The organism is [Brevibacterium] flavum (genome assembly GCF_019317305.1).
GTDB classification, from domain to species: Bacteria; Actinomycetota; Actinomycetes; order Mycobacteriales; family Mycobacteriaceae; genus Corynebacterium; species Corynebacterium glutamicum.
Map to the genome: position 1 here is coordinate 344499 of NZ_CP079240.1, position 18126 is coordinate 362624.

General features: G+C 55.1%; 20 protein-coding genes. 12 read left to right on the forward strand and 8 right to left on the reverse strand.

Annotated elements, in window-relative coordinates; all coding sequences use genetic code 11:
* The first annotated feature begins 652 nt into the window (after positions 1–652).
* The 3 genes from whcA to KW808_RS01655 all read left to right on the forward strand — a co-directional run bounded on the left by whcA (position 653) and on the right by KW808_RS01655 (position 1840).
* Positions 653–1003 (forward strand): WhiB family transcriptional regulator WhcA, encoded by a 351-nt coding sequence (gene whcA, locus KW808_RS01645; protein WP_003863319.1) that lies wholly within the window; start codon positions 653–655, stop codon positions 1001–1003.
* Positions 1004–1217: 214 nt separating this feature from the next.
* Complete coding sequence (sp36, locus tag KW808_RS01650) at positions 1218–1373, forward strand: Sp36 family protein (protein WP_003855791.1); 156 nt, start codon at positions 1218–1220, stop codon at positions 1371–1373.
* Positions 1374–1378: 5 nt separating this feature from the next.
* Positions 1379–1840, forward strand: a complete 462-nt coding sequence (locus KW808_RS01655; RefSeq protein ID WP_003863318.1) for a RidA family protein — start codon at positions 1379–1381, stop codon at positions 1838–1840.
* A 75-nt stretch (positions 1841–1915) separates the two neighbouring features.
* Here KW808_RS01655 and KW808_RS01660 read toward each other — a convergent pair whose 3' ends face one another.
* From KW808_RS01660 to KW808_RS01670, 3 genes are all read right to left on the reverse strand, one after another.
* Positions 1916–3271, reverse strand: coding sequence for an MFS transporter (locus KW808_RS01660; RefSeq protein ID WP_003863317.1), 1356 nt, complete (start codon positions 3269–3271; stop codon positions 1916–1918).
* Positions 3272–3308: 37 nt separating this feature from the next.
* On the reverse strand, positions 3309–4847 hold the full coding sequence (locus KW808_RS01665; RefSeq protein WP_003863316.1) for an acyl-CoA synthetase: 1539 nt from the start codon (positions 4845–4847) through the stop codon (positions 3309–3311).
* A gap of 247 nt (positions 4848–5094) precedes the next feature.
* A complete protein-coding gene (locus KW808_RS01670) occupies positions 5095–5562 on the reverse strand; it encodes a MarR family winged helix-turn-helix transcriptional regulator (protein ID WP_003863315.1) in 468 nt (155 codons plus the stop codon).
* Positions 5563–5752: 190 nt separating this feature from the next.
* Between KW808_RS01670 and KW808_RS01675 the strand changes: the two genes are divergently transcribed.
* The 5 genes from KW808_RS01675 to KW808_RS01695 all read left to right on the forward strand — a co-directional run bounded on the left by KW808_RS01675 (position 5753) and on the right by KW808_RS01695 (position 10289).
* Positions 5753–6688, forward strand: coding sequence for an SDR family NAD(P)-dependent oxidoreductase (locus KW808_RS01675; protein WP_003863313.1), 936 nt, complete (start codon positions 5753–5755; stop codon positions 6686–6688).
* A gap of 30 nt (positions 6689–6718) precedes the next feature.
* Complete coding sequence (locus KW808_RS01680; protein ID WP_003863311.1) at positions 6719–7663, forward strand: 4-hydroxyphenyl-beta-ketoacyl-CoA hydrolase; 945 nt, start codon at positions 6719–6721, stop codon at positions 7661–7663.
* A complete protein-coding gene (locus tag KW808_RS01685) occupies positions 7656–8852 on the forward strand; it encodes an acyl-CoA dehydrogenase family protein (protein ID WP_003863310.1) in 1197 nt (398 codons plus the stop codon). The genes KW808_RS01680 and KW808_RS01685 overlap by 8 nt, the downstream gene beginning before the upstream one ends.
* Positions 8853–8873: 21 nt before the next feature.
* Positions 8874–9347, forward strand: coding sequence for a MaoC family dehydratase (locus KW808_RS01690; RefSeq protein WP_003863309.1), 474 nt, complete (start codon positions 8874–8876; stop codon positions 9345–9347).
* A 114-nt stretch (positions 9348–9461) separates the two neighbouring features.
* Positions 9462–10289 carry an MBL fold metallo-hydrolase gene (locus KW808_RS01695; protein WP_044394387.1) on the forward strand — a complete coding sequence of 276 codons (828 nt, stop codon included), beginning with the start codon at positions 9462–9464 and terminating at the stop codon, positions 10287–10289.
* A gap of 75 nt (positions 10290–10364) precedes the next feature.
* Here the strand turns inward: KW808_RS01695 and glxR are convergent, their stop codons facing one another.
* Positions 10365–11048 (reverse strand): CRP-like cAMP-activated global transcriptional regulator GlxR, encoded by a 684-nt coding sequence (gene glxR / locus KW808_RS01700; protein ID WP_003855810.1) that lies wholly within the window; start codon positions 11046–11048, stop codon positions 10365–10367.
* A gap of 261 nt (positions 11049–11309) precedes the next feature.
* Entirely contained in the window at positions 11310–11495 is a 186-nt protein-coding gene (locus tag KW808_RS01705) for a hypothetical protein (RefSeq protein WP_003863306.1), read from the reverse strand.
* A 45-nt stretch (positions 11496–11540) separates the two neighbouring features.
* Between KW808_RS01705 and nth the strand changes: the two genes are divergently transcribed.
* From nth to KW808_RS01725, 4 genes are all read left to right on the forward strand, one after another.
* The gene (gene nth, locus KW808_RS01710; protein ID WP_003863303.1) at positions 11541–12323 is read left to right on the forward strand and encodes an endonuclease III; all 783 of its coding nucleotides are present in this window, start codon (positions 11541–11543) and stop codon (positions 12321–12323) included.
* Between the two features lie 7 nt (positions 12324–12330).
* Positions 12331–12891: a TlpA family protein disulfide reductase gene (locus tag KW808_RS01715; protein ID WP_003863302.1), complete on the forward strand. Its 561-nt coding sequence runs from the start codon at positions 12331–12333 to the stop codon at positions 12889–12891.
* The gene (locus KW808_RS01720; RefSeq protein WP_003863300.1) at positions 12884–13627 is read left to right on the forward strand and encodes an NUDIX hydrolase; all 744 of its coding nucleotides are present in this window, start codon (positions 12884–12886) and stop codon (positions 13625–13627) included. Before KW808_RS01715 ends, KW808_RS01720 begins: the two co-directional genes overlap by 8 nt.
* A 90-nt stretch (positions 13628–13717) precedes the next feature.
* The gene (locus tag KW808_RS01725; RefSeq protein WP_003863298.1) at positions 13718–14914 is read left to right on the forward strand and encodes a MarP family serine protease; all 1197 of its coding nucleotides are present in this window, start codon (positions 13718–13720) and stop codon (positions 14912–14914) included.
* 495 nt (positions 14915–15409) lie between these two features.
* Here KW808_RS01725 and KW808_RS01730 read toward each other — a convergent pair whose 3' ends face one another.
* From KW808_RS01730 to KW808_RS01740, 3 genes are all read right to left on the reverse strand, one after another.
* Complete coding sequence (locus tag KW808_RS01730) at positions 15410–16405, reverse strand: alpha/beta fold hydrolase (RefSeq protein ID WP_003863295.1); 996 nt, start codon at positions 16403–16405, stop codon at positions 15410–15412.
* 14 nt (positions 16406–16419) lie between these two features.
* Positions 16420–16971, reverse strand: a complete 552-nt coding sequence (locus KW808_RS01735; protein WP_003855817.1) for a phage holin family protein — start codon at positions 16969–16971, stop codon at positions 16420–16422.
* A 164-nt stretch (positions 16972–17135) separates the two neighbouring features.
* Positions 17136–17978, reverse strand: a complete 843-nt coding sequence (locus KW808_RS01740; RefSeq protein ID WP_003863293.1) for an HAD family hydrolase — start codon at positions 17976–17978, stop codon at positions 17136–17138.
* Positions 17979–18126 lie beyond the last annotated feature (148 nt).

Sequence of the window (18126 nt, forward strand, 5' to 3'; positions counted from 1 at the left end):
GATAACCCCGGGAATCGTGAACCCAAGACTCCAACAATGTCAGCCAATCTTTATTTATTCGACTGTGCGTTACTGCTGACAGTCGGCATGCTTTGGGAATCCACCAGGCAAGCTATAGGGGACTGTAGAGCTGACGTTCGGAAAACGTGCAGAAAACCACGAACTGCAGTCCGGAAAGCGCCCCACTGGCCCTTTGTTAGCAGCCACAGAGGGGTTAAACCATTTATTCGCAACTGTGCTTACGTCCAAGAATTCTTCTACAAGAAAAATCCTTCTATCAACATTTTAAGTGAATGACCTTAAGGGTTTGCGGAATGCGATCCATGTTCCAACTCGTCTCAAGCGGTATGTGTGAAGCAGGTTTGAAGCCAGTGATGACCTCTGATGGGGTTAGTTTGTGGTAATTTCGGGGCTGGCTGAAATGCCTAATTTTCCAAAACTGAATTTAATGAGTTGAGCTGTGGTAGGGCTAGTGAACTGCAGATATGTTGGACAATTGTAAAGTCCTCTCGTTGGAGGCTTGGCAGTGTGGCCATAAAAGTATTGCCCCCGTTGGTGTGATGCATTCGACGGCAAATTGACTGTGTGACTACACTTACGAGTGTATTAAGTATTAGGCCGTGCATATGTAGCGCATTTTAAGGAGATTGTCATGACGTCTGTGATTCCAGAGCAGCGCAACAACCCCTTTTATAGGGACAGCGCCACAATTGCTTCCTCGGACCACACAGAGCGTGGTGAGTGGGTCACTCAGGCAAAGTGTCGAAATGGCGACCCAGATGCATTGTTTGTTCGTGGTGCAGCGCAACGCCGAGCAGCAGCAATTTGCCGCCACTGCCCTGTAGCCATGCAGTGCTGCGCCGATGCCTTAGATAACAAGGTGGAATTCGGAGTCTGGGGAGGCCTGACCGAGCGCCAGCGCCGTGCATTGCTTCGAAAGAAGCCGCACATTACTAACTGGGCTGAATATTTGGCTCAGGGGGGCGAGATCGCCGGGGTTTAATTAATTTCAAGGGCTGGCCATTAACGTGGTCAGCTTTTTTGATTCAGGGCGCACCACAGGCGCACCCCAGGGCACCACAGGCGCACCCCAGGGCACCACAGGCGCACCAGCCCAGCACAAGAGCCAACGCAAGTGTCAGGCACGCCAGCAAAGGGGCTAGCAAGAAGCACGCCCCCGAAGCCTTAGAAATGCGTTCCCCGGTAGGATGATTGCCATGACTAAATGGGAATACGCAACTGTGCCTTTGATTACGCATGCAACTAAGCAGATCCTCGATACTTGGGGTGAGGACGGCTGGGAGTTGGTCTCGGTCATGCCTGGTATGAACCCTGAGAACCTCGTTGCTTACATGAAGCGTGAGGTGGCTTAGTTCTTATGGCTTCTAATTCCGAACGCCTTGCAGAGCTGGGCATTTCTCTTCCTTCCGTTGCGGCGCCCGTTGCTGCGTATGTTCCTGCGATTCAGACCGGTAACCAGGTGTGGACTTCTGGTCAGCTGCCTTTCGTTGATGGTCAGCTTCCTGCAACCGGCAAGGTTGGCGCTGAGGTTTCCGCTGAGGATGCGGAGAAGTTGGCTCGTGCGGCTGCGCTAAACGCTCTTGCTGCGATTGATGCGCTTGTTGGCATTGATAAGGTCACTCGCGTGTTGAAGATTGTTGGTTTCGTGGCGTCTGCTGATGATTTCAGTGGTCAGCCTGCTGTTATCAACGGTGCTTCCAATTTGATGGGTGAGGTTTTCGGCGAGGCTGGCGCGCATGCGCGTTCTGCTGTGGGCGTTGCGGAGTTGCCGCTCAACTCGCCTGTCGAGGTCGAGGTTGTCGTCGAGATCGCGCAGTAGCACGCTTTTCGACGCAAAATGCCGGTTTCGCACTTCGTGCGAAACCGGCATTTTTAAATTGACCCTATCGTCCCCTTAGTGTTCGTAAGTAGAAAGATCGTGGTCTTTTGATTCTCTGGTGATTGTGATGGCGATGATGGATACTAGGGACATCGTTGCGAGGAAGACGATGACTGGGGTGACAGAGGTTCCGCCGCCTGGTCCCGCGTAGAGGCTAGCCAGGATGGTTGGGGTGAATCCTGCACCGATGAGCGTGGCCAACTGGTAACCCAGGGATGCACCTGTGTAGCGCGCGGAGGTTCCGAATTGTTCGGAGATAAACGCTGCTAGTGGGCCGTAAAGCATGGCGTGGAGTGCGAGCGCGATGGTGAATGCCGAGAGCAGGATGAACCAGTTGTCTGAGGTGAGCATCCGGAAGAATGCCGGCAGGTAGGCCACGAACAGTACGAGCGCGATGATCATGACGGGTCGGCGTCCGAAGAGGTCGGATACGCGACCGAAGAGGACCACAAAGAAGACAGAGAACACTGAGGCGACTGCGAAGGCGTAGAGGACGCTGGATCTTTCGATGCCGGATTGTGTTGCGTAGCTGATGGAGAAGGTGGACAAGAGAACTTGAAGTCCGAATCCTGATGCGCCGCCAAGCATGGTCAAGATCAGTGCCTTTGGTCGGCGAAGGACCTGCAAGAGGGGGACTTTACGTTCGGTTGGCTTGGCCTTTTCGGCGGCCGCTGCAGCTGCGAACAGCGGGGATTCGCTAACTTTCGCGCGGATAACCAAGCCGACAATCAGCAGAACGAAAGAGAGCAGGAATGGGATGCGCCAACCCCATGAAAGGAATTGCTCCTGGGTGAGAACAGCAGATGCTGTGCCAAGCGCGAAGGTTCCCAATGCAGCGCCGGTCGGTGCACCAGCGTTGGTGAAGGATGCAGCGAATCCGCGTTTCTTGGAATCTGAGTGTTCCAGTGCCATGAGGGCAGCTCCGCCCCACTCGCCACCGACAGCAATACCTTGGCAGATGCGCAGCATGATCAGGATTACCGCACCCATGCTTCCGATCATTTCAGCGCTCGGGACAAGGCCGATGCATGTGGATGCCACACCCATGATGAGCATGGACAATACAAGCATCTTCTTGCGTCCAAGACGGTCACCGAAGTGTCCGAAGATTGCTCCACCAAGTGGCCTAGCTAAATAACCTGCGGCGAAGGTTCCGTAGGCGGCAATGGTTCCAGCCAGCGGATCGAGATTGGTAAAGAACACTGCGGGGAATACCGTCGCGGAGGCTGCGGCATATAACAGGAAGTCATAGAACTCGATCGTGGAGCCCAAGTAGCTGGATATAATCGCGCGCCGGGATTCTGATTTTCTTTGCTTCGGGCTGAGGTTTTGTAATTCAGCGATCGGCGAAGCTGTGGAAGATGTAGTCATTGCGTTCTCCAAGTGTTTTCAAAGTGACGTTGGGGGGTTATGAAACGGGGATGGTGAAGTCTCGCAGGATGTTCTTTTGGATTTTGCCTGTGGCGTTGCGGGGGAGTTCTTCGATGATGTGGATTTCTCGTGGAAGTTTGTATCTGGCTAGGACACTGCCTAGTAGTTCTCGTAGTTCCGGTCCGGTTGGTGGGTTGGTCAGGTAGCTTTCTCGGATGGAGACAAAGGCGATGCCAGTTTCGCCCCATCGTTCATCGGGGACTCCGATGACTGCGGCATCAAGGACTGCTTCCAGTTCCTGGAGTGCTTGTTCGACTTCTGCGGGGTAAATGTTTTCGCCGCCGGAGATGTACATGTCTTTGATGCGGTCTTTAATGGTGTAGTAGCCGTCTGCATCTTTGATGGCGATATCTCCGGAGTGGTACCAGCCATTTTGTAGTGCGCTGGCGGTGTCTTCTGGTCGGTTCCAGTATCCGGTCATCACATGTGGTCCGCGGATGAGAACTTCGCCGGCCTCTCCGGTGGGGACTTCTTCGCCGGTTTTCGGGTCCACTAGTTTGATGTCGGTGAAGAAGTGGGCTCGACCTGCGGTTCCAAGGTGTGTGCTTGTGTCTGTTGCCTCGAGGATACAGGCGCCCGGTGCGGTTTCTGTCATGCCGAAGCCTTGGACAATTTTTACGTCGCGTCCTTGCCAGATTCGCAGCGCGCGTTCGCTAAGGGGAGAGCCGCCCACCATGATGGCGCGAAGGGAGGAAAGGTCGCGTTCGGCAAATGATGGGTGGTTGGACAACATGTCGATCATCGCCGGCACCATAAAGGATTCGGATACCTTGGAGCGTTCAATTTCGTCGAGGACGTGCTCTGCCCGGAATTCGCGGTGGATTATCACCTTTCCGCCCTTCATCATCACCGGGATGGTGGTCATGTTGAGGCCCGCGATGTGGAATAACGGCGCAGTGGATAAAAGTACCGCGCCTTGTTCAATTTCCTGGCTGAGCAGGGCATTGAAGTAGTTAAAGAAGAGGTTTCGGTGGGATAACATGGCGCCCTTTGGGCGGCCAGTGGTTCCGGAGGTGTACATGAGCAGCGCGATGTCATCATCGCTGACTTCTAGGTCGATGTCGGCGTCGCTCGCCGCTTCAATAAGCGCTTTTCGACGCAAACCTGGACCCTCATCGCCTTCAACGGCCACCATGATGATCTCTGGATGGAGCTCTTGGAGGTAAGTGGCGTGCTCGATGAGGTCGATTCCGTAAAACACGATGCTCGCACCGCTGTCTTGGATGATGTAATCGATTTCGTTTGCCGATAGGCGAGGGTTAACAAGCACGGGTGTTGCCCCGATGAGGTTCGTTGAAAAGAACACTTCTAGCAGGGCAGGGTGGTTGAATCCGACATAAGCTACTCGATCTTGGTGTGCAACGCCGAGGTCTAGAAGGGCATGTCCAAGCCGATTGACTCGTTTGCTGAATTCTCCGTAGGTGATGCTGGTGCCTTCGAATTCGATTGCAGTGGACTCTGGTCGAACAGTTGCCCTGCGTCGTGGGTAGCTTCCTATTCCGAGGTTCACTTTCATTCTCCTTTGTGCTTTGGATCACGTTTGAAGTCATTAAAAGCGTAAACGTTTAAAAAGTCAATCGTTTAAAAAACGTTCTATAGGAAAATTCATCACTCCACAGGGTTTCGGGGGTGGTGATAATCGCTCTTAGCTGCACCTTTGTGGATCCTTGCAATAAGTTTGCCCCCGATCTTCACAATTGTGCCGATCTCTAATTGGCATGAAAAAACCGGCCATGTGAACATGGCCGGCGTGGTTAAGAGACTTAAAAGGCGATTTTGAGCAGCAGTTCCCTTAGTTGTTCTTGCTCGTCGGAGGTGAGGTTTTTTAGAGATTCACCCTCGGCGATGAGGAGGCGTTTGGTGGCTTCGTCGTGAATTTCCAGACCTTCTTCGGTGGCGACGATGATCTTCGAGCGCCTATCCCGGGGGTCGACTTCCCGGACCACTAATCCGCGCTTTTCTAGGAAATCGACCAAGGCAACAATCTGACTTGGGTCTAGGTCGAGAAATGCTCCCAATTCTCGTTGGGTTGGTTTTAATCCGCTGGCCGCTAGGGACAGTGTGGAGTATTGGCGAACTTTAAGTCCGAGGCCGACTAAGGCTTCGTTTCCTTTGGCGGATCCCTTGGCTCGTGCGCGGGCGGTGAGGAATTGAATCTGCTGAGACAATTCGGCCTCGAGGAATCGTTCTGGTCCGCCAATGATCTCGGCGGTGGGGTTGCTGGCGGTCATAGTGGCTCCATGTGAACTGGCTGAAAAATAGTTTCGATCTTCAATCATTTGAACATGCATGCATTCTGTGCGTCAAGCGAACGATGTAAGTTTTCAAAATTAATAGTTGACATTTTCAACGTTATGAGTTTTCATTGGTATCACGCCCCGACGGAGTGTCTGGGATCACAAACCTTCAAAGGAGTTTGAAATGTCTCTCAATGGAAAAGTCGCCATCGTTACCGGATCTGGTGCAGGACTTGGTCGTTCCTTCGCTCAGGAGCTTGCCCGTCAGGGTGCATCTGTCATCGTCAATGACGTAAACCAGGCAGCCGCAGATGAGACTGTCGCAGCAATCACCGAAGCCGGCGGCAAAGCCGCCGCCGTTATCGCCCCCGTTGGACCCTCTGAAAGCGCCGCATTGCTGGTGCGGGAGGCCGTCGACAAGTTCGGTTCTTTGGACATTCTTGTCACAAACGCGGGCATCCTTCGTGATAGGTCCCTGCTGAAGATGACGGACGATGATTTCGATGCAGTCATTAACGTGCACCTCAAGGGCACTTTCACCTGTGTCCGCGAGGCATTTGGATACTTCAAGGAGAATGGAATCGCGGGGCGCATCGTCACGATTGGTTCTCCCACCGGGCAGCGCGGCAACTTCGGACAGAGCAATTACGCTGCAGCTAAGGCGGGCATCGTGGGTATGGTTCGCACGTGGGCGCTGGAGATGAAGCGCGCAGGTGTCACCATTAACGCGATCATTCCGGAAGCAGCCACCGATATGACCAAGACGGTGCCATATTTCCAGAAGGCTGTAGAGGCCGATGAGCGTGGCGAGGCCATGCCAGCATTCTTCCGCGAGACCCTAGGTTTTGGCACTCCTCAGGATGTTGCGGGACTTGTGGCCTTCCTTTCCTCTGATGAGGCAGCGAATATTTCTGGACAGGCCATCGGTGCAGGCGGCGACCGCATGCAGGTGTGGAAGCACCCAGAGCCAGCAGTTACTGAATTTAACCCAGGTGGCTGGACCTATGAAGCACTGCAGGAACGTGGCAAGAACATTATTGAGGACAACCTGCAGTCCGTCGGTGTCGTTTTCCCTGAACTGCCGGCAGAGCTTCAGCCACAAATCCCAGTCAAGGCATAACACCGCACACCAAGAATTTTAGGAGGGGTCATGAGCAACAACGTAGTGAAATATGAGTGCGCGGTCGATGCCGACAACATTGTCGCAGTAGATATGCATGTGCACTTGGAAGTCGATAGCTGCGGACACGAATCGATGCCGGCAGACATCATGGAGGCATCCTCGAAGTACTTTAAGGCTGCGGAGCGAACTCCCTCAGCAGATGCCATTGCTGATATTTATAGGGAACACAAGATGGCGGCGGTGGTTTTCACCATCGATGCGCGGACCCAAATGGGGCATCTGCCGAACTCGATTGATGATTTGGTGGCAAGCTGTGCCCGCAACAATGACGTGCTGATCCCTTTTGGCAGTGTGGATCCTCGTACCGGCGAGGACGCGCTGGTGGAAGCTCGCCGACAGGTGGAAGAACTCGGGGTGCGAGGCTTCAAATTCCATCCATCGGTTCAAGGATTCGACCCATCCGCGCCAGAGTTCTATCCACTGTGGGAATTACTGGAGAGTTTTGGACTGCCTTGTGTGTTCCACACTGGCCAAAACGGCATGGGTGCAGGTCTTCCAGGTGGTCGAGGCATTAAGCTGCGCTTCTCCAACCCAATGTTGCTTGATGATGTTGCGGCGGACTTCCCGAACCTGACCATCATCATGGCGCACCCTTCTGTTCCTTGGCAGGATGAGGCTAACTCGATTGCCACCCACAAGGCCAATGTGTTCATTGATCTTTCCGGCTGGTCGCCGAAGTATTTCCCAGAGTCTTTGGTCAGACAGTCCAATAACGTGCTGTCCAAGAAGGTGCTGTTTGGCACGGACTTCCCGCTGATTACCCCAGAGAAATGGCTTGCGGCTTTCGCGAATCTGCCACTGAAGGATGAGGTTCGTCCGGGAATCCTCAAAGACAATGCGGTGAAGGTACTTGGCCTAGCCGCTAGCACTGAGCGCGGATATCAAGCAGAAAAGGCCGTGCAACATGCGTGATCCCATTCAAGGTGCTGTTATTCCTTCTGATCTTTTTGGTTTCGCAGAAGTTCTCACCGAAGCCGAACGCGCAGTTCTTCTGGAAACCCGCAGGGTGCTTGAGGAAGAGGTGAAGCCTTATATTAATGAGGCCTGGGATAAGGCAGTCTTCCCCGATGAGATCGTGCAGCCCCTCCAAGATCTGCAATTGCTTGATCCGCCTGCACTTCGGGAAGCAGGGGAGTCGGTTCGAGACATTTTCACTGGTTTCCGCAATTTTGAACTCGCGCGCTGTGACATCAATGTTGGTACCTATTACAACGCATCTGCTGGTCTCTTCCGAACGGCCTGCATGGTTGGTGGCTCCCCGGAGCAGGCGCAGCGATTGGATGCGCAGATCAAATCTGGTGAGGTCAAGGGCGTTTTTGCACTGACGGAACCTGATCATGGCTCAGATATTGCGGGTGGTCTGGCAACCACGGCCACTAAGGACGCAGACACCGGCGAGTGGATTATCAATGGTGAAAAACGGTGGATCGGTGGTGCTTCCACTGCTGATTTGATCGCTACCTTCGCCAGGGATACAGCTGATAACCAGGTGAAATGCTTCCTCGTGGCACCTAAGGCAGAGGGCGTGTCCATGGAGATTATTGATCGCAAAGCCTCACTGCGCATCATGCAAAATGCACACATTACCTATAACAATGTCCGGGTGTCTGAGGATGCGCGGCTGCACAACATCAATTCTTTCAAGGATGTTTCGGAATGCCTGCGCCGTATGCGTTCCGATGTGGCGTGGATGGCGGTCGGCGCGCAGGCAGGTGCCTATGAAGCAGCCGTGAAGTATGTGCGCAGCAGGGAACAGTTTGGCCGTCCGATCGCGGGGTTCCAGTTGATTCAGGAAAAGCTCGCGCTCATGCTGGGCAATCTCACGGCGTCGCTGGGCATGATGGTCAAACTCACCGAGCAGCAGCAGGCGGGAATTTTCAAAGAGGAAAACTCCGCGCTGGCGAAAATGTTTACCTCGCTCAAACTTCGGGAGACCACTAGTTGGGCGCGGGAAATCTGCGGAGGCAACGGCATCATTTTGGACAACGATGTTGCCCGGTTCCATGCCGATGCAGAAGCCGTCTATTCATATGAAGGCACCCACGAAATCAATGCACTCATCGTTGGTCGCGCCATCACGGGCGTCAGCGCTTTTATCTAACACACTTTTAAGGAGAACATCATGACTACTTCCACCACCCCAAACACCATCGTTTCTTTCGAAGACGCACCAACCCTCACTGGCCAGGACCTGGGCTTTTCGCAGTGGCGCACTGTCACCCAGGAGATGGTGAACACCTTCGCAGACGCAACTGATGATCAGCAGTGGATTCACACTGATCCTGAGCGCGCCAAGGACGGTCCTTTTGGCGGCGCAATTGCCCACGGTTTCCTCACCTTGTCCATGATCATTCCGTTCTGGGGCGAGCTTCTCGATGTCACCGGCGTGACCACCAAGGTGAACTATGGCCTGGATAAGGTGCGTTTCACCTCTCCCGTCAAGGTCGGTTCCCGCATCCGCATGGGCGCTGTGGTCCGTGAGATCTCTGAGGTGAAGGGCAATGGCCTGCACCTGGTCGCCGATGGCACCATTGAGATCGAAGGGCAGGAGCGCCCGGCCGTCGTAGCTACCTTCCTCACCCGCTTCTACGCTTAAAAGCTTGCTTTTCGACGCAAAAACCCATCCGGCGCATCCCTTCAATGTTAGGGGTGCGCTGCTATTTTTCTCCCCAGTTCTACGAAATGACTTATTGTGACTAAGCTTGAGCGCATGGAGCATCCTGCTTACAGCCAATTGCGGCCGGTTACCCCGTCCGCATCTGTTGTTTTGTGCCCTAATCCCGGTTACAGCTCGCTGGAAGGCACTAATTCTTGGGTTATCCGGGCACCAGAAGACCCCCGGAGCATTGTCATCGATCCAGGTCCTGAAGATGAGGGCCACCTTAACGTCTTGCATTCCAAGGCTGAGGAGGTGGGTTTGATTCTTCTGACCCACCGTCACTATGATCATGCTGACGGCGCACAGCGTTTCCGTCAGCTGACCAATGCACCTGTGCGTGCGATGGACCCTTCGTACTGTGCTGGTGCGGAGGAGATTCATGATGGTGAGATCATCACGATCGACGGTGTCACCCCACAGATTGAGGTGGTGGCCACACCTGGTCATACCCGTGATTCTGTGTCTTATTTTATCTGGAGTGGAGTCCCTCATGAGTCCACTTTGGAGGGCATCGTTTCTGGCGACACCATTGCGGGTCGTCACACCACGATGATTTCAGAGACCGACGGCGATTTGGGTGAGTACCTGAATTCTTTGGCCATTTTGGAGGAGCGCGGCAAGGATATTCCGCTGCTTCCAGGACATGGTCCAGATGGACAGGACGTTGCCTCGTTTGCTCGTAAGTACATTGAGCGTCGTGAGCTGCGTCTGAACCAGATCCGTGAGGTATGGGAGACCCGTGGCCGTGACGTGTCCATGAAGGATCTCATCGACGCCATCTACGATGATGTTGATCCAGTTCTGCGTGGTGCAGCCGAGCAGTCCACTCATGTGGCTATTCGTTACCTGCAGGCTCAGGAAGCTTCCGCCTCAAACTAAACACTTTTAACTAAACAACAAAGAAAGCGCCTAATCAGTATGAAACTGATCAGGCGCTTTTTAGCGCTTTGGTGATTAGCGAGCGCGACGTGCCAAATGCTCGGTGTCCACAATGAGGACGGACTTGCCCTCGAGGCGGATCCAGCCACGGTGGGCGAACGTTGCAAGGGCCTTGTTCACGGTTTCACGGGAAGCACCGACGAGCTGTGCGATTTCTTCCTGGGTGAGGTCGTGGTTCACGCGCAGCGCGCCAGCTTCTTGGGTGCCGAAGCGGTTAGCCAGCTGCAGGAGGGTCTTAGCAACGCGGCCTGGAACGTCGGTGAAGATGAGGTCAGCCAGGGAAGCGTTGGTGCGACGCAGACGACGAGCCAGCACGCGCAGGAGCTGCTCAGCGATCGCTGGGTGGTCAGCTACCCAGTTGCGCAGCATGTCGGAGTTCATGGTTGCTGCATGAACTTCGGTGACACACACTGCAGAGGAGGTGCGTGGGCCTGGGTCGAAGATGGAGAGCTCACCGAACATGTCGGAAGGACCCATGATGGTCAGCAGGTTTTCGCGGCCGTCCGGTGCGTGGCGCGCAAGCTTCACTTTGCCGGAGGTGATGATGTAAAGGCGGTCACCTGGCTCGCCCTCGTCGAAGATGGTTGCTCCGCGTGGGAAGCGAACGGTCTCCATATCCTGGATGAGGTTATTGACTGCCGTTGGGTCAACGCCTTGAAAAATTCCGGCGCGCGACAGGATCTCCTGTACACCTTCCACTGCTTTTCTCCTTCATCTGCACACATCTTGTTTGAGTCCGGATGAGTGGCAACACCTGGGGTGTTAGGGTTTGAGATAAAATCCGGATGACACCTAACTGGAGGCATCTATTAATGTGGCAAAGACCACTCTACTATGCAATTGGTCACCATATTAGTGCATTTGGCTAAAATGTCACACTTTAAAAACCGTAATTTCAATATTCACAGATTGCTAGCAGCCAAAGTTTATTTTGAATAAATCTTTAAAATTAACTCTTGTTTAGGCAGCTGATGCTTCCTGCACGTCGTCTTCATTTAAGTTTTCTGCACCGACAGCGTCCTTTGCTAACTTTACCTCAGTGTTCTGCGGAGCGTTGGAGTGCAGGAAAGAAGACTCGATCCGCTCCATCGCAAATGCAAAAAGCATCAGCAAGAGCGGGATGATCACCACAAGCAAACCTGTCATGGGAGTCATTCTAGTGATGAATCAAATTCACGCTAACTTAAGGGTATGGGTTCCATTACTCCGCAGAAGCGGCCTCGCGTGGGGTCTCACATCGCGAACAAGGGTCAAGAGACTGATATCGGGCGAAAACGCCGAGCTCGACGCATCAATCGCACACTCACCGTGGCGTATCCGGATGCGCACTGCGAATTAGATTTCACTAATCCGCTAGAACTCACGGTCGCCACCATTTTGTCCGCCCAGTGCACGGACGTTCGCGTGAACCAGGTGACGCCCGCGTTGTTCAAGCGCTATCCGACGGCCGCAGATTACGCCAACGCCGATCGCACGGAAGTGGAAGAGTTCATCCGTCCGACAGGCTTTTACCGCAACAAGGCCACTTCTTTAATCGGCCTGGGTGAGGCACTAATTTCGCTTCACGACGGCCAGGTCCCCGGTACCCTTGAGAAGCTAGTTGAGCTGCCGGGGGTCGGGCGGAAAACCGCCAACGTGGTGCTGGGAAATGCTTTCGGTGTTCCGGGAATCACGGTGGATACACACTTTGGCAGGTTGGTGCGTCGCCTGAAGCTCACTGATGAAGAAGATCCCGTCAAGGTGGAAAAAGTGATGAACGAACTCATCGAAAAGCCTGAGTGGACCATGTTTTCACATAGGCTGATCTTCCACGGACGTAGGATATGTCATAGTCGACGCGCCGCCTGTGGAGCCTGCATGCTGGCAGCTGATTGCCCATCCTTTGGTTTGGAGGGGCCGTCAGATCCATTTGAGGCGCAAAAACTCATTAAAAGTGATGATAGGGAGCACCTGCTGAAAATGGCAGGAATGTAGAAAACAAATGACAAGCAGTGCAAAGTGGTCCATCGTTGGAGTTGTCGCCATCCTGGCTGTGATCGTTGCGTTAATCCCGCAGCTTGTGGGCGGAGAAAGCGCAGAGGAAGCGCAGGGGGAGACGTCGACAAGCAAAATTACGACGCGCCCTGACTGCGTTGCCTCCGGCGCGGCGGGTGTGGACCTGCCCTGCTTGGGCGGCGCCAACGGCGTCGGCAACGAGCTGGCCACCGTGGTGAATCTGTGGGCGTGGTGGTGCGAACCATGCCGCGCGGAGCTGCCGATTTTTGATGAATTCGCCACCACCCACCCCGAACTCAACGTCATTGGCGTGCATGCAGACCAAAACGCAGCCAACGGCGCCGCGCTCCTTGAGGATCTGGGCGTGAATCTTGCAAGCTACCAAGACGATTCCAACCTGTTCGCAGGCACCCTTGGGCTGCCGGGCGTCGTGCCGATCACCGTCGTAGTATCCCCAGAAGGCGAGGTCGTGGGCACATTCCCGCAGCCTTTCGAAACCATCGATGACCTCGAAACCGCCGTGGCAGGGGCGCTGCAGAATGCGTAACTACCCTGATTTACCGCACGATTTCCCAGGTCAAAACACAGAACTCACCCCAGCAAAGGCACCCGTGTGGATGCACCGACTCTTAGACCGCATCCACACCGGCCGTATGGTCAACCCGCTGGACGGTGCGGAAACGCTCGGCGACACAGACTCCGAAAAGCGCGCTGCCGTGCTCATGCTATTTTCTGGCTCGGAAACCTCCTTTGACCTGCCCAATGACGCCTCCGTGCTGCTGACGCACCGCACCCCGACGATGCGTTCCCATGCAGGTCAGATTGCCTTTCCCGGTGGCCGAATCGACCCCACCGATACTAACGCCGTGGACTGCGCCTTCCGCGAGGCCTGGGAAGAAACCGGGCTGGATCGCCGCACCGCAACCCCATTAGCCCAGCTCAACGAGGTGCACATCCGTGCCACCGGATACCCCGTCTACCCAATCCTTGGACACTGGCACACCCCATCACCCGTCGCCGTGGCCAGCCCACACGAAACCGACGAAGTTTTCGACGCCCCACTCTACGACCTCATCGACCCCAAAAACCGCCTCATGGTCGGCTGGCGCGAATGGCACGGACCAGCGTTTCGAATCAACGACTACATCATCTGGGGATTCACCGGCGGACTACTCTCCGCGATCCTCGACACCGCCGGCTGGGCCACCGAATGGGACACCGACCGCATCTTCGACCTGGAAAATACATTGTCAACATCTCGCAACAATGAGCGTATGCGTTAGGCTGACGGGCTCCGGTGGCCTAAAATCGAAGCGATCTAAAAATTTGGCAGTTAATATTATCGATTTTCGAAAGCGTAGAACACCAAACCATTGTTGAGCCCCAGCCTGGTCGTCGATGCCGTCATCGTCCTCGTTATGGCATTCGCCCTGTGGGGTGGTTGGCGTCAAGGCGCCTTCACCTCGCTGCTGTCCACCGTCGGCGTCGTTTCTGGCCTGGTAGTTGGCGCAGCAGCAGCCCCGTTTGTCATGGGTCTCACCGATTCCACAGCGCTTCGTTTCTTACTGGCAATCGGCACCGTGGTGCTGCTGGTTGGCTTGGGAAATCTCATCGGTGCTCATTTGGGTGCTGCAATCAGGGACAACATCAAATTTCGGAGTTCAAGGACTTTAGACTCCGGACTCGGCGCCATTTTCCAAGTATTGGCCACCTTGATCGTGGTGTGGCTCGTCGCAATTCCCCTGGCCACAGGCCTCCCCGGAACTGTCGCCAGCGGAATTAGAGACTCCCGCATCCTGGGCTTTGTAGACAAATACACCCCGCAAGGCCTAGATACCCTGCCCTCCAAAATCGCTGCGATGCTCAGCGAATCCGGCCTCCCACCACTGATTTCCCCCTTCACCGGCGGATCCTCGGTGGAAGTGGACGCCCCCGAAATCAACGTCACCAACGTTGACCTAGTCGAAGCGATGCGCCCGTCCGTCATCCACGTGATGGGTGACGCCCAAGAATGCAGCCGCCGACTCATGGGGTCCGGATTCGTGGCATCCCCCGACTACGTGGTGACCAACGCCCACGTTGTTGCAGGTACCTCCACCGTCAGCCTGGATACCATGATCGGAACCCGCTCCGCAGAGGTAGTGTTCTACGACCCGAACCTGGACATCGCAGTCCTTTACAGCCCTGACCTCGGCTTGGATCCACTGCCGTGGGCATCCACTCCGCTAGACACTGGCGATGAAGCAATCGTCATGGGATTCCCACAGTCCGGACCTTTCAACGCCTCCCCAGCCAGGGTCCGCGAACGCATCATGATCACCGGCAGCAACATTTACGCCAACGGCCAGCACGAACGCGAAGCCTATTCAGTCCGCGGATCCATCCAATCCGGCAACTCCGGTGGTCCGATGGCCAACGAAATGGGCGAAGTAGTGGGTGTTGTCTTCGGTGCAGCGATTGATGGCTCTGATACCGGCTACGTTCTCACCGCCGAAGAGGTTCAGGAGCGAATTGGTGATATCACCGCGCTGACCCAGCCTGTCGATACGATGCAGTGCGCGGTTTCTTGATCGTAGTGAGCTAAGACCAGACAGGGATGCCCACGTTTGCGGAATTCGCAGTGCGTGGGCAGTGTGGTTTGGTTTTGGGGGCTCGGAACCGGTCACAGATGCCCACGATTGCGGTTTTTCCGTTGCGTGGGCAGTGTGGTTTGGTCTTCGCAGTGAATCGCCCAATCCGAGATAGATGCGACCAATCCTGTGTGGCGTTTTAAGGGCCTGGAATCGGAGAGGTGTCTATTGGTATGGGTCGGGGAATCCCAAGCGCTTAGAGGGGCATATAGGACGTTTTGGTTTTTGAGTGACTAGGGGGAAATCCGTGAGGTTTGCGGTCGAACTAGATGAAACCGGACACACGTGCCAAAACCTGGCGAAAATCTTGATTCTTGTCACGCCTGTCTGGTCCGGTCAATGCGCCAGGGTAAAACCAGGGAAAAACCACTAATTCACGCCAAAATCATGCGACCTTCTGACGCCAAATGAGCAGCAGCGCCTCAGCCACAGTGCTTAAAACGTGGTGCGCGCGAACTCTGCGATGGTTGCTGCAAATTCGGAAGGGTTCTCGAGGTAGGGGAGTTCGTAGCCGCCGGGGATCGCGATGGTGGTGAATGGCCCTGTCGTTCGAGTGCGCGCAGTATTGGCTAGATGTTCCCAGCGTCGAGTGTTGGTTCTGAGCAGCCACACCGGTGCGGAGACTGTTTTGCTGGGGATCGATCCAACGAGGTAGCGGTTGGTGCGGATGATCGGGGTGATGGTGTGGTCGATCGATAGTGCTTTTTTGCGGAGGAGCACTGTCTCTGTGAATGCGTTGCTGCGCTGGTAGGACGAGGACGTGTTGTTGACGATCTCACGTCGAGCTTCGCTGGTGATTCCAAAGTGGAAGAGGTTGTGCAGGAATGAGGGCAACCGAAAAGGAGCAAGTCGGCTGAGGTCAGAGACGTGTAGGTGGGGTTTTCGTCGGATGGCGCGTCTCATATCCAGGGGGTGGATCGCGCCGAGGGAAATTAGGCCGCGGACCCGTTCGGGGTACATGGAAGCGATAGCCCAGGCGATGCTGGCGCCGGTGTCGGAGCCGACAAGAAGTGCGTCATCGTGGCCGAGAGCTGCGATAACGCTGCTGAGTTCTCCGGCTGCGTGGCGGAGGTCGTAGCCTGTTGGGGGTTTGTCGGACATGCCGTAGCCGCGTAGATCGATGGCGGCGACGTGGAAGCCGGCATCTGCGAGTGGGCCGATGACTTCGCGGTAGTCGTACCAACCGCCGAAAGCCCCGTGGATCAGAAGAACCAGGGGGTTTGTGGGGGAGCCTGCCTCTGCTAAATGGAGGCGAATGCCACGTACTGAGACGTGATCGTGGGTGAACGGTCCGTCTAGGGCAATGATGCCGGGGGAGCGTTCAATCGACGCGATTGTGCTGCTCAGGCGCCGTTTGGCGCCTGTGGCTTTGGAGCGGCTGCCGGGGATGAGGCGGGTGAGGGGAGACGTCGAAAAGCTAAAAAAGGCCATCGAAGTCTCCTCTTTTAGTGGTCGCCAGTGATGGCGCCGGGGCTGTGGAAGGACGCGGAGGTGTAGAGGCCACGCTTGTTGGCCTTCTCCAGCTTCTCGGATGCCTGACCTGGGACCAGGTTCTTCAGTTGGTTGACCGATTGGATGGTGTTCTTCGGAGCGCCCATCTTCTTCACCTTGCGCCAGCCGAACAGTGCGAGAGCTGCGGCGATGACCAGCATGAAGAGGAACACGATGAGGAATGCTGCCCAAGGCTTAATCCACTCGCTCAGCAGTGCTGCGACGAAGAAGAAAAAGAAGAAGGAGCTGTACAGTGCGATTACGCCAGCAACGCTGAATGCGCCGCCGCCGATGGCAGCTTTCTTGGCTTCGCCTGCGAGTTCAGTCTTCGCCAGTTCAACTTCTGCACGGAAAAGGCTGGACATTTGGGAGGTTGCGTTGGAGATCAGCGTGCCGATGGAGGCTTCACCGCTAACGCTGGTATCCACATCGCTAAGGGGAATTGAATCCACCTTAGGTGCAAACGTGCTGCTACCGTCAGTAAAAAGGCCGTCTTTGTTGCTCACGTGGAAGCTCCTCCAGTGTTTAAAATTAGCGTTCGTTATTCCCAATCGTGCCACGAAATCTCATCTTGGGTGAAGTTTAGCGTGACTGGACATTCGATATACATATTAAACGATGCTTGTCGACGCACCCACCCACCATGCCACTAACTGCTGTCAGGTGAGGCTCAGGCCGATCCGCGCCGTGCGCGTTTCATCCACCAGATACTACCTGCTGCAACAGCTGCGATGCCGGCAACAACTCCGGTTCCGATGCCGACGTCGCGGGTGCTGGGCATTTGGAACAGCGGTTCAGGGTTTTTGAAGCTTAAGATTTTCCACCCCTGTTCAAGGGCGATTTTCTTCAGCGCGCGGTCGGGGTTGACGGCGGCCGGGTTGCCGACAGCTTCCAACATGGGCAGGTCCGTAAAGGAATCGGAGTAGGCGAAGCTTAGGGAAAGGTCGTAATTATTCGCCTCGGCGAGATCCAGGATGGACTGCGCTTTAGCGTCGCCTTTGCAGTAAAACAGCACTTCACCGGTGTACATGCCGTCGTGGGCTTCAAGCACGGTGGTGACAGTTTTATGTACACCCAGTTCGCGGGCGATGGGTTCCACCAGTTCTTTCACAGAGGCGGAAATGATGATGACATCGTGGCCGAGCTCCTGGTGGTGCTCGATCAGTTCGCGGGCCTCTGCGTAGATGGTGGGAGTGACCACGGAATGCATGGTTTCCTCCGCGATCGAGCGCACCTGTTGGACTTCCCAGCCGCGGATCATGGCGGTGAGTTGGTCGCGGGTGTTGTCCATTTGTTCACTGGTGTGGCCGGCGAACATGTACGTTGCTTGCGCGAGGCTTAATTGCAGGGCTTCGACAGGGGAGATGAGCCCGCTGTTCATGAATTCACGGCCGTAGGCGTAGGTGGAACTCATGGCGATGATGGTCTTGTCCAGATCGAAAAAAGCAGCCACCTTTGTGGGGGTGGTCGCAGTGGTGCCCTCTACTTTTTGGGCGGGATCTGGGTGCTTCACACCGCATAGTTTAGCGCTTTTTGGCAACTTTCCAAGACTGAGAAAGAAACTAAAGTTACCAATGATATTGAAGTGACGTGCTGGGGTCGCGCATTGGGAATGTAGAAGGCGTGCGGGAAGTGTCATTTGCCACACTGTTAAGTATTCG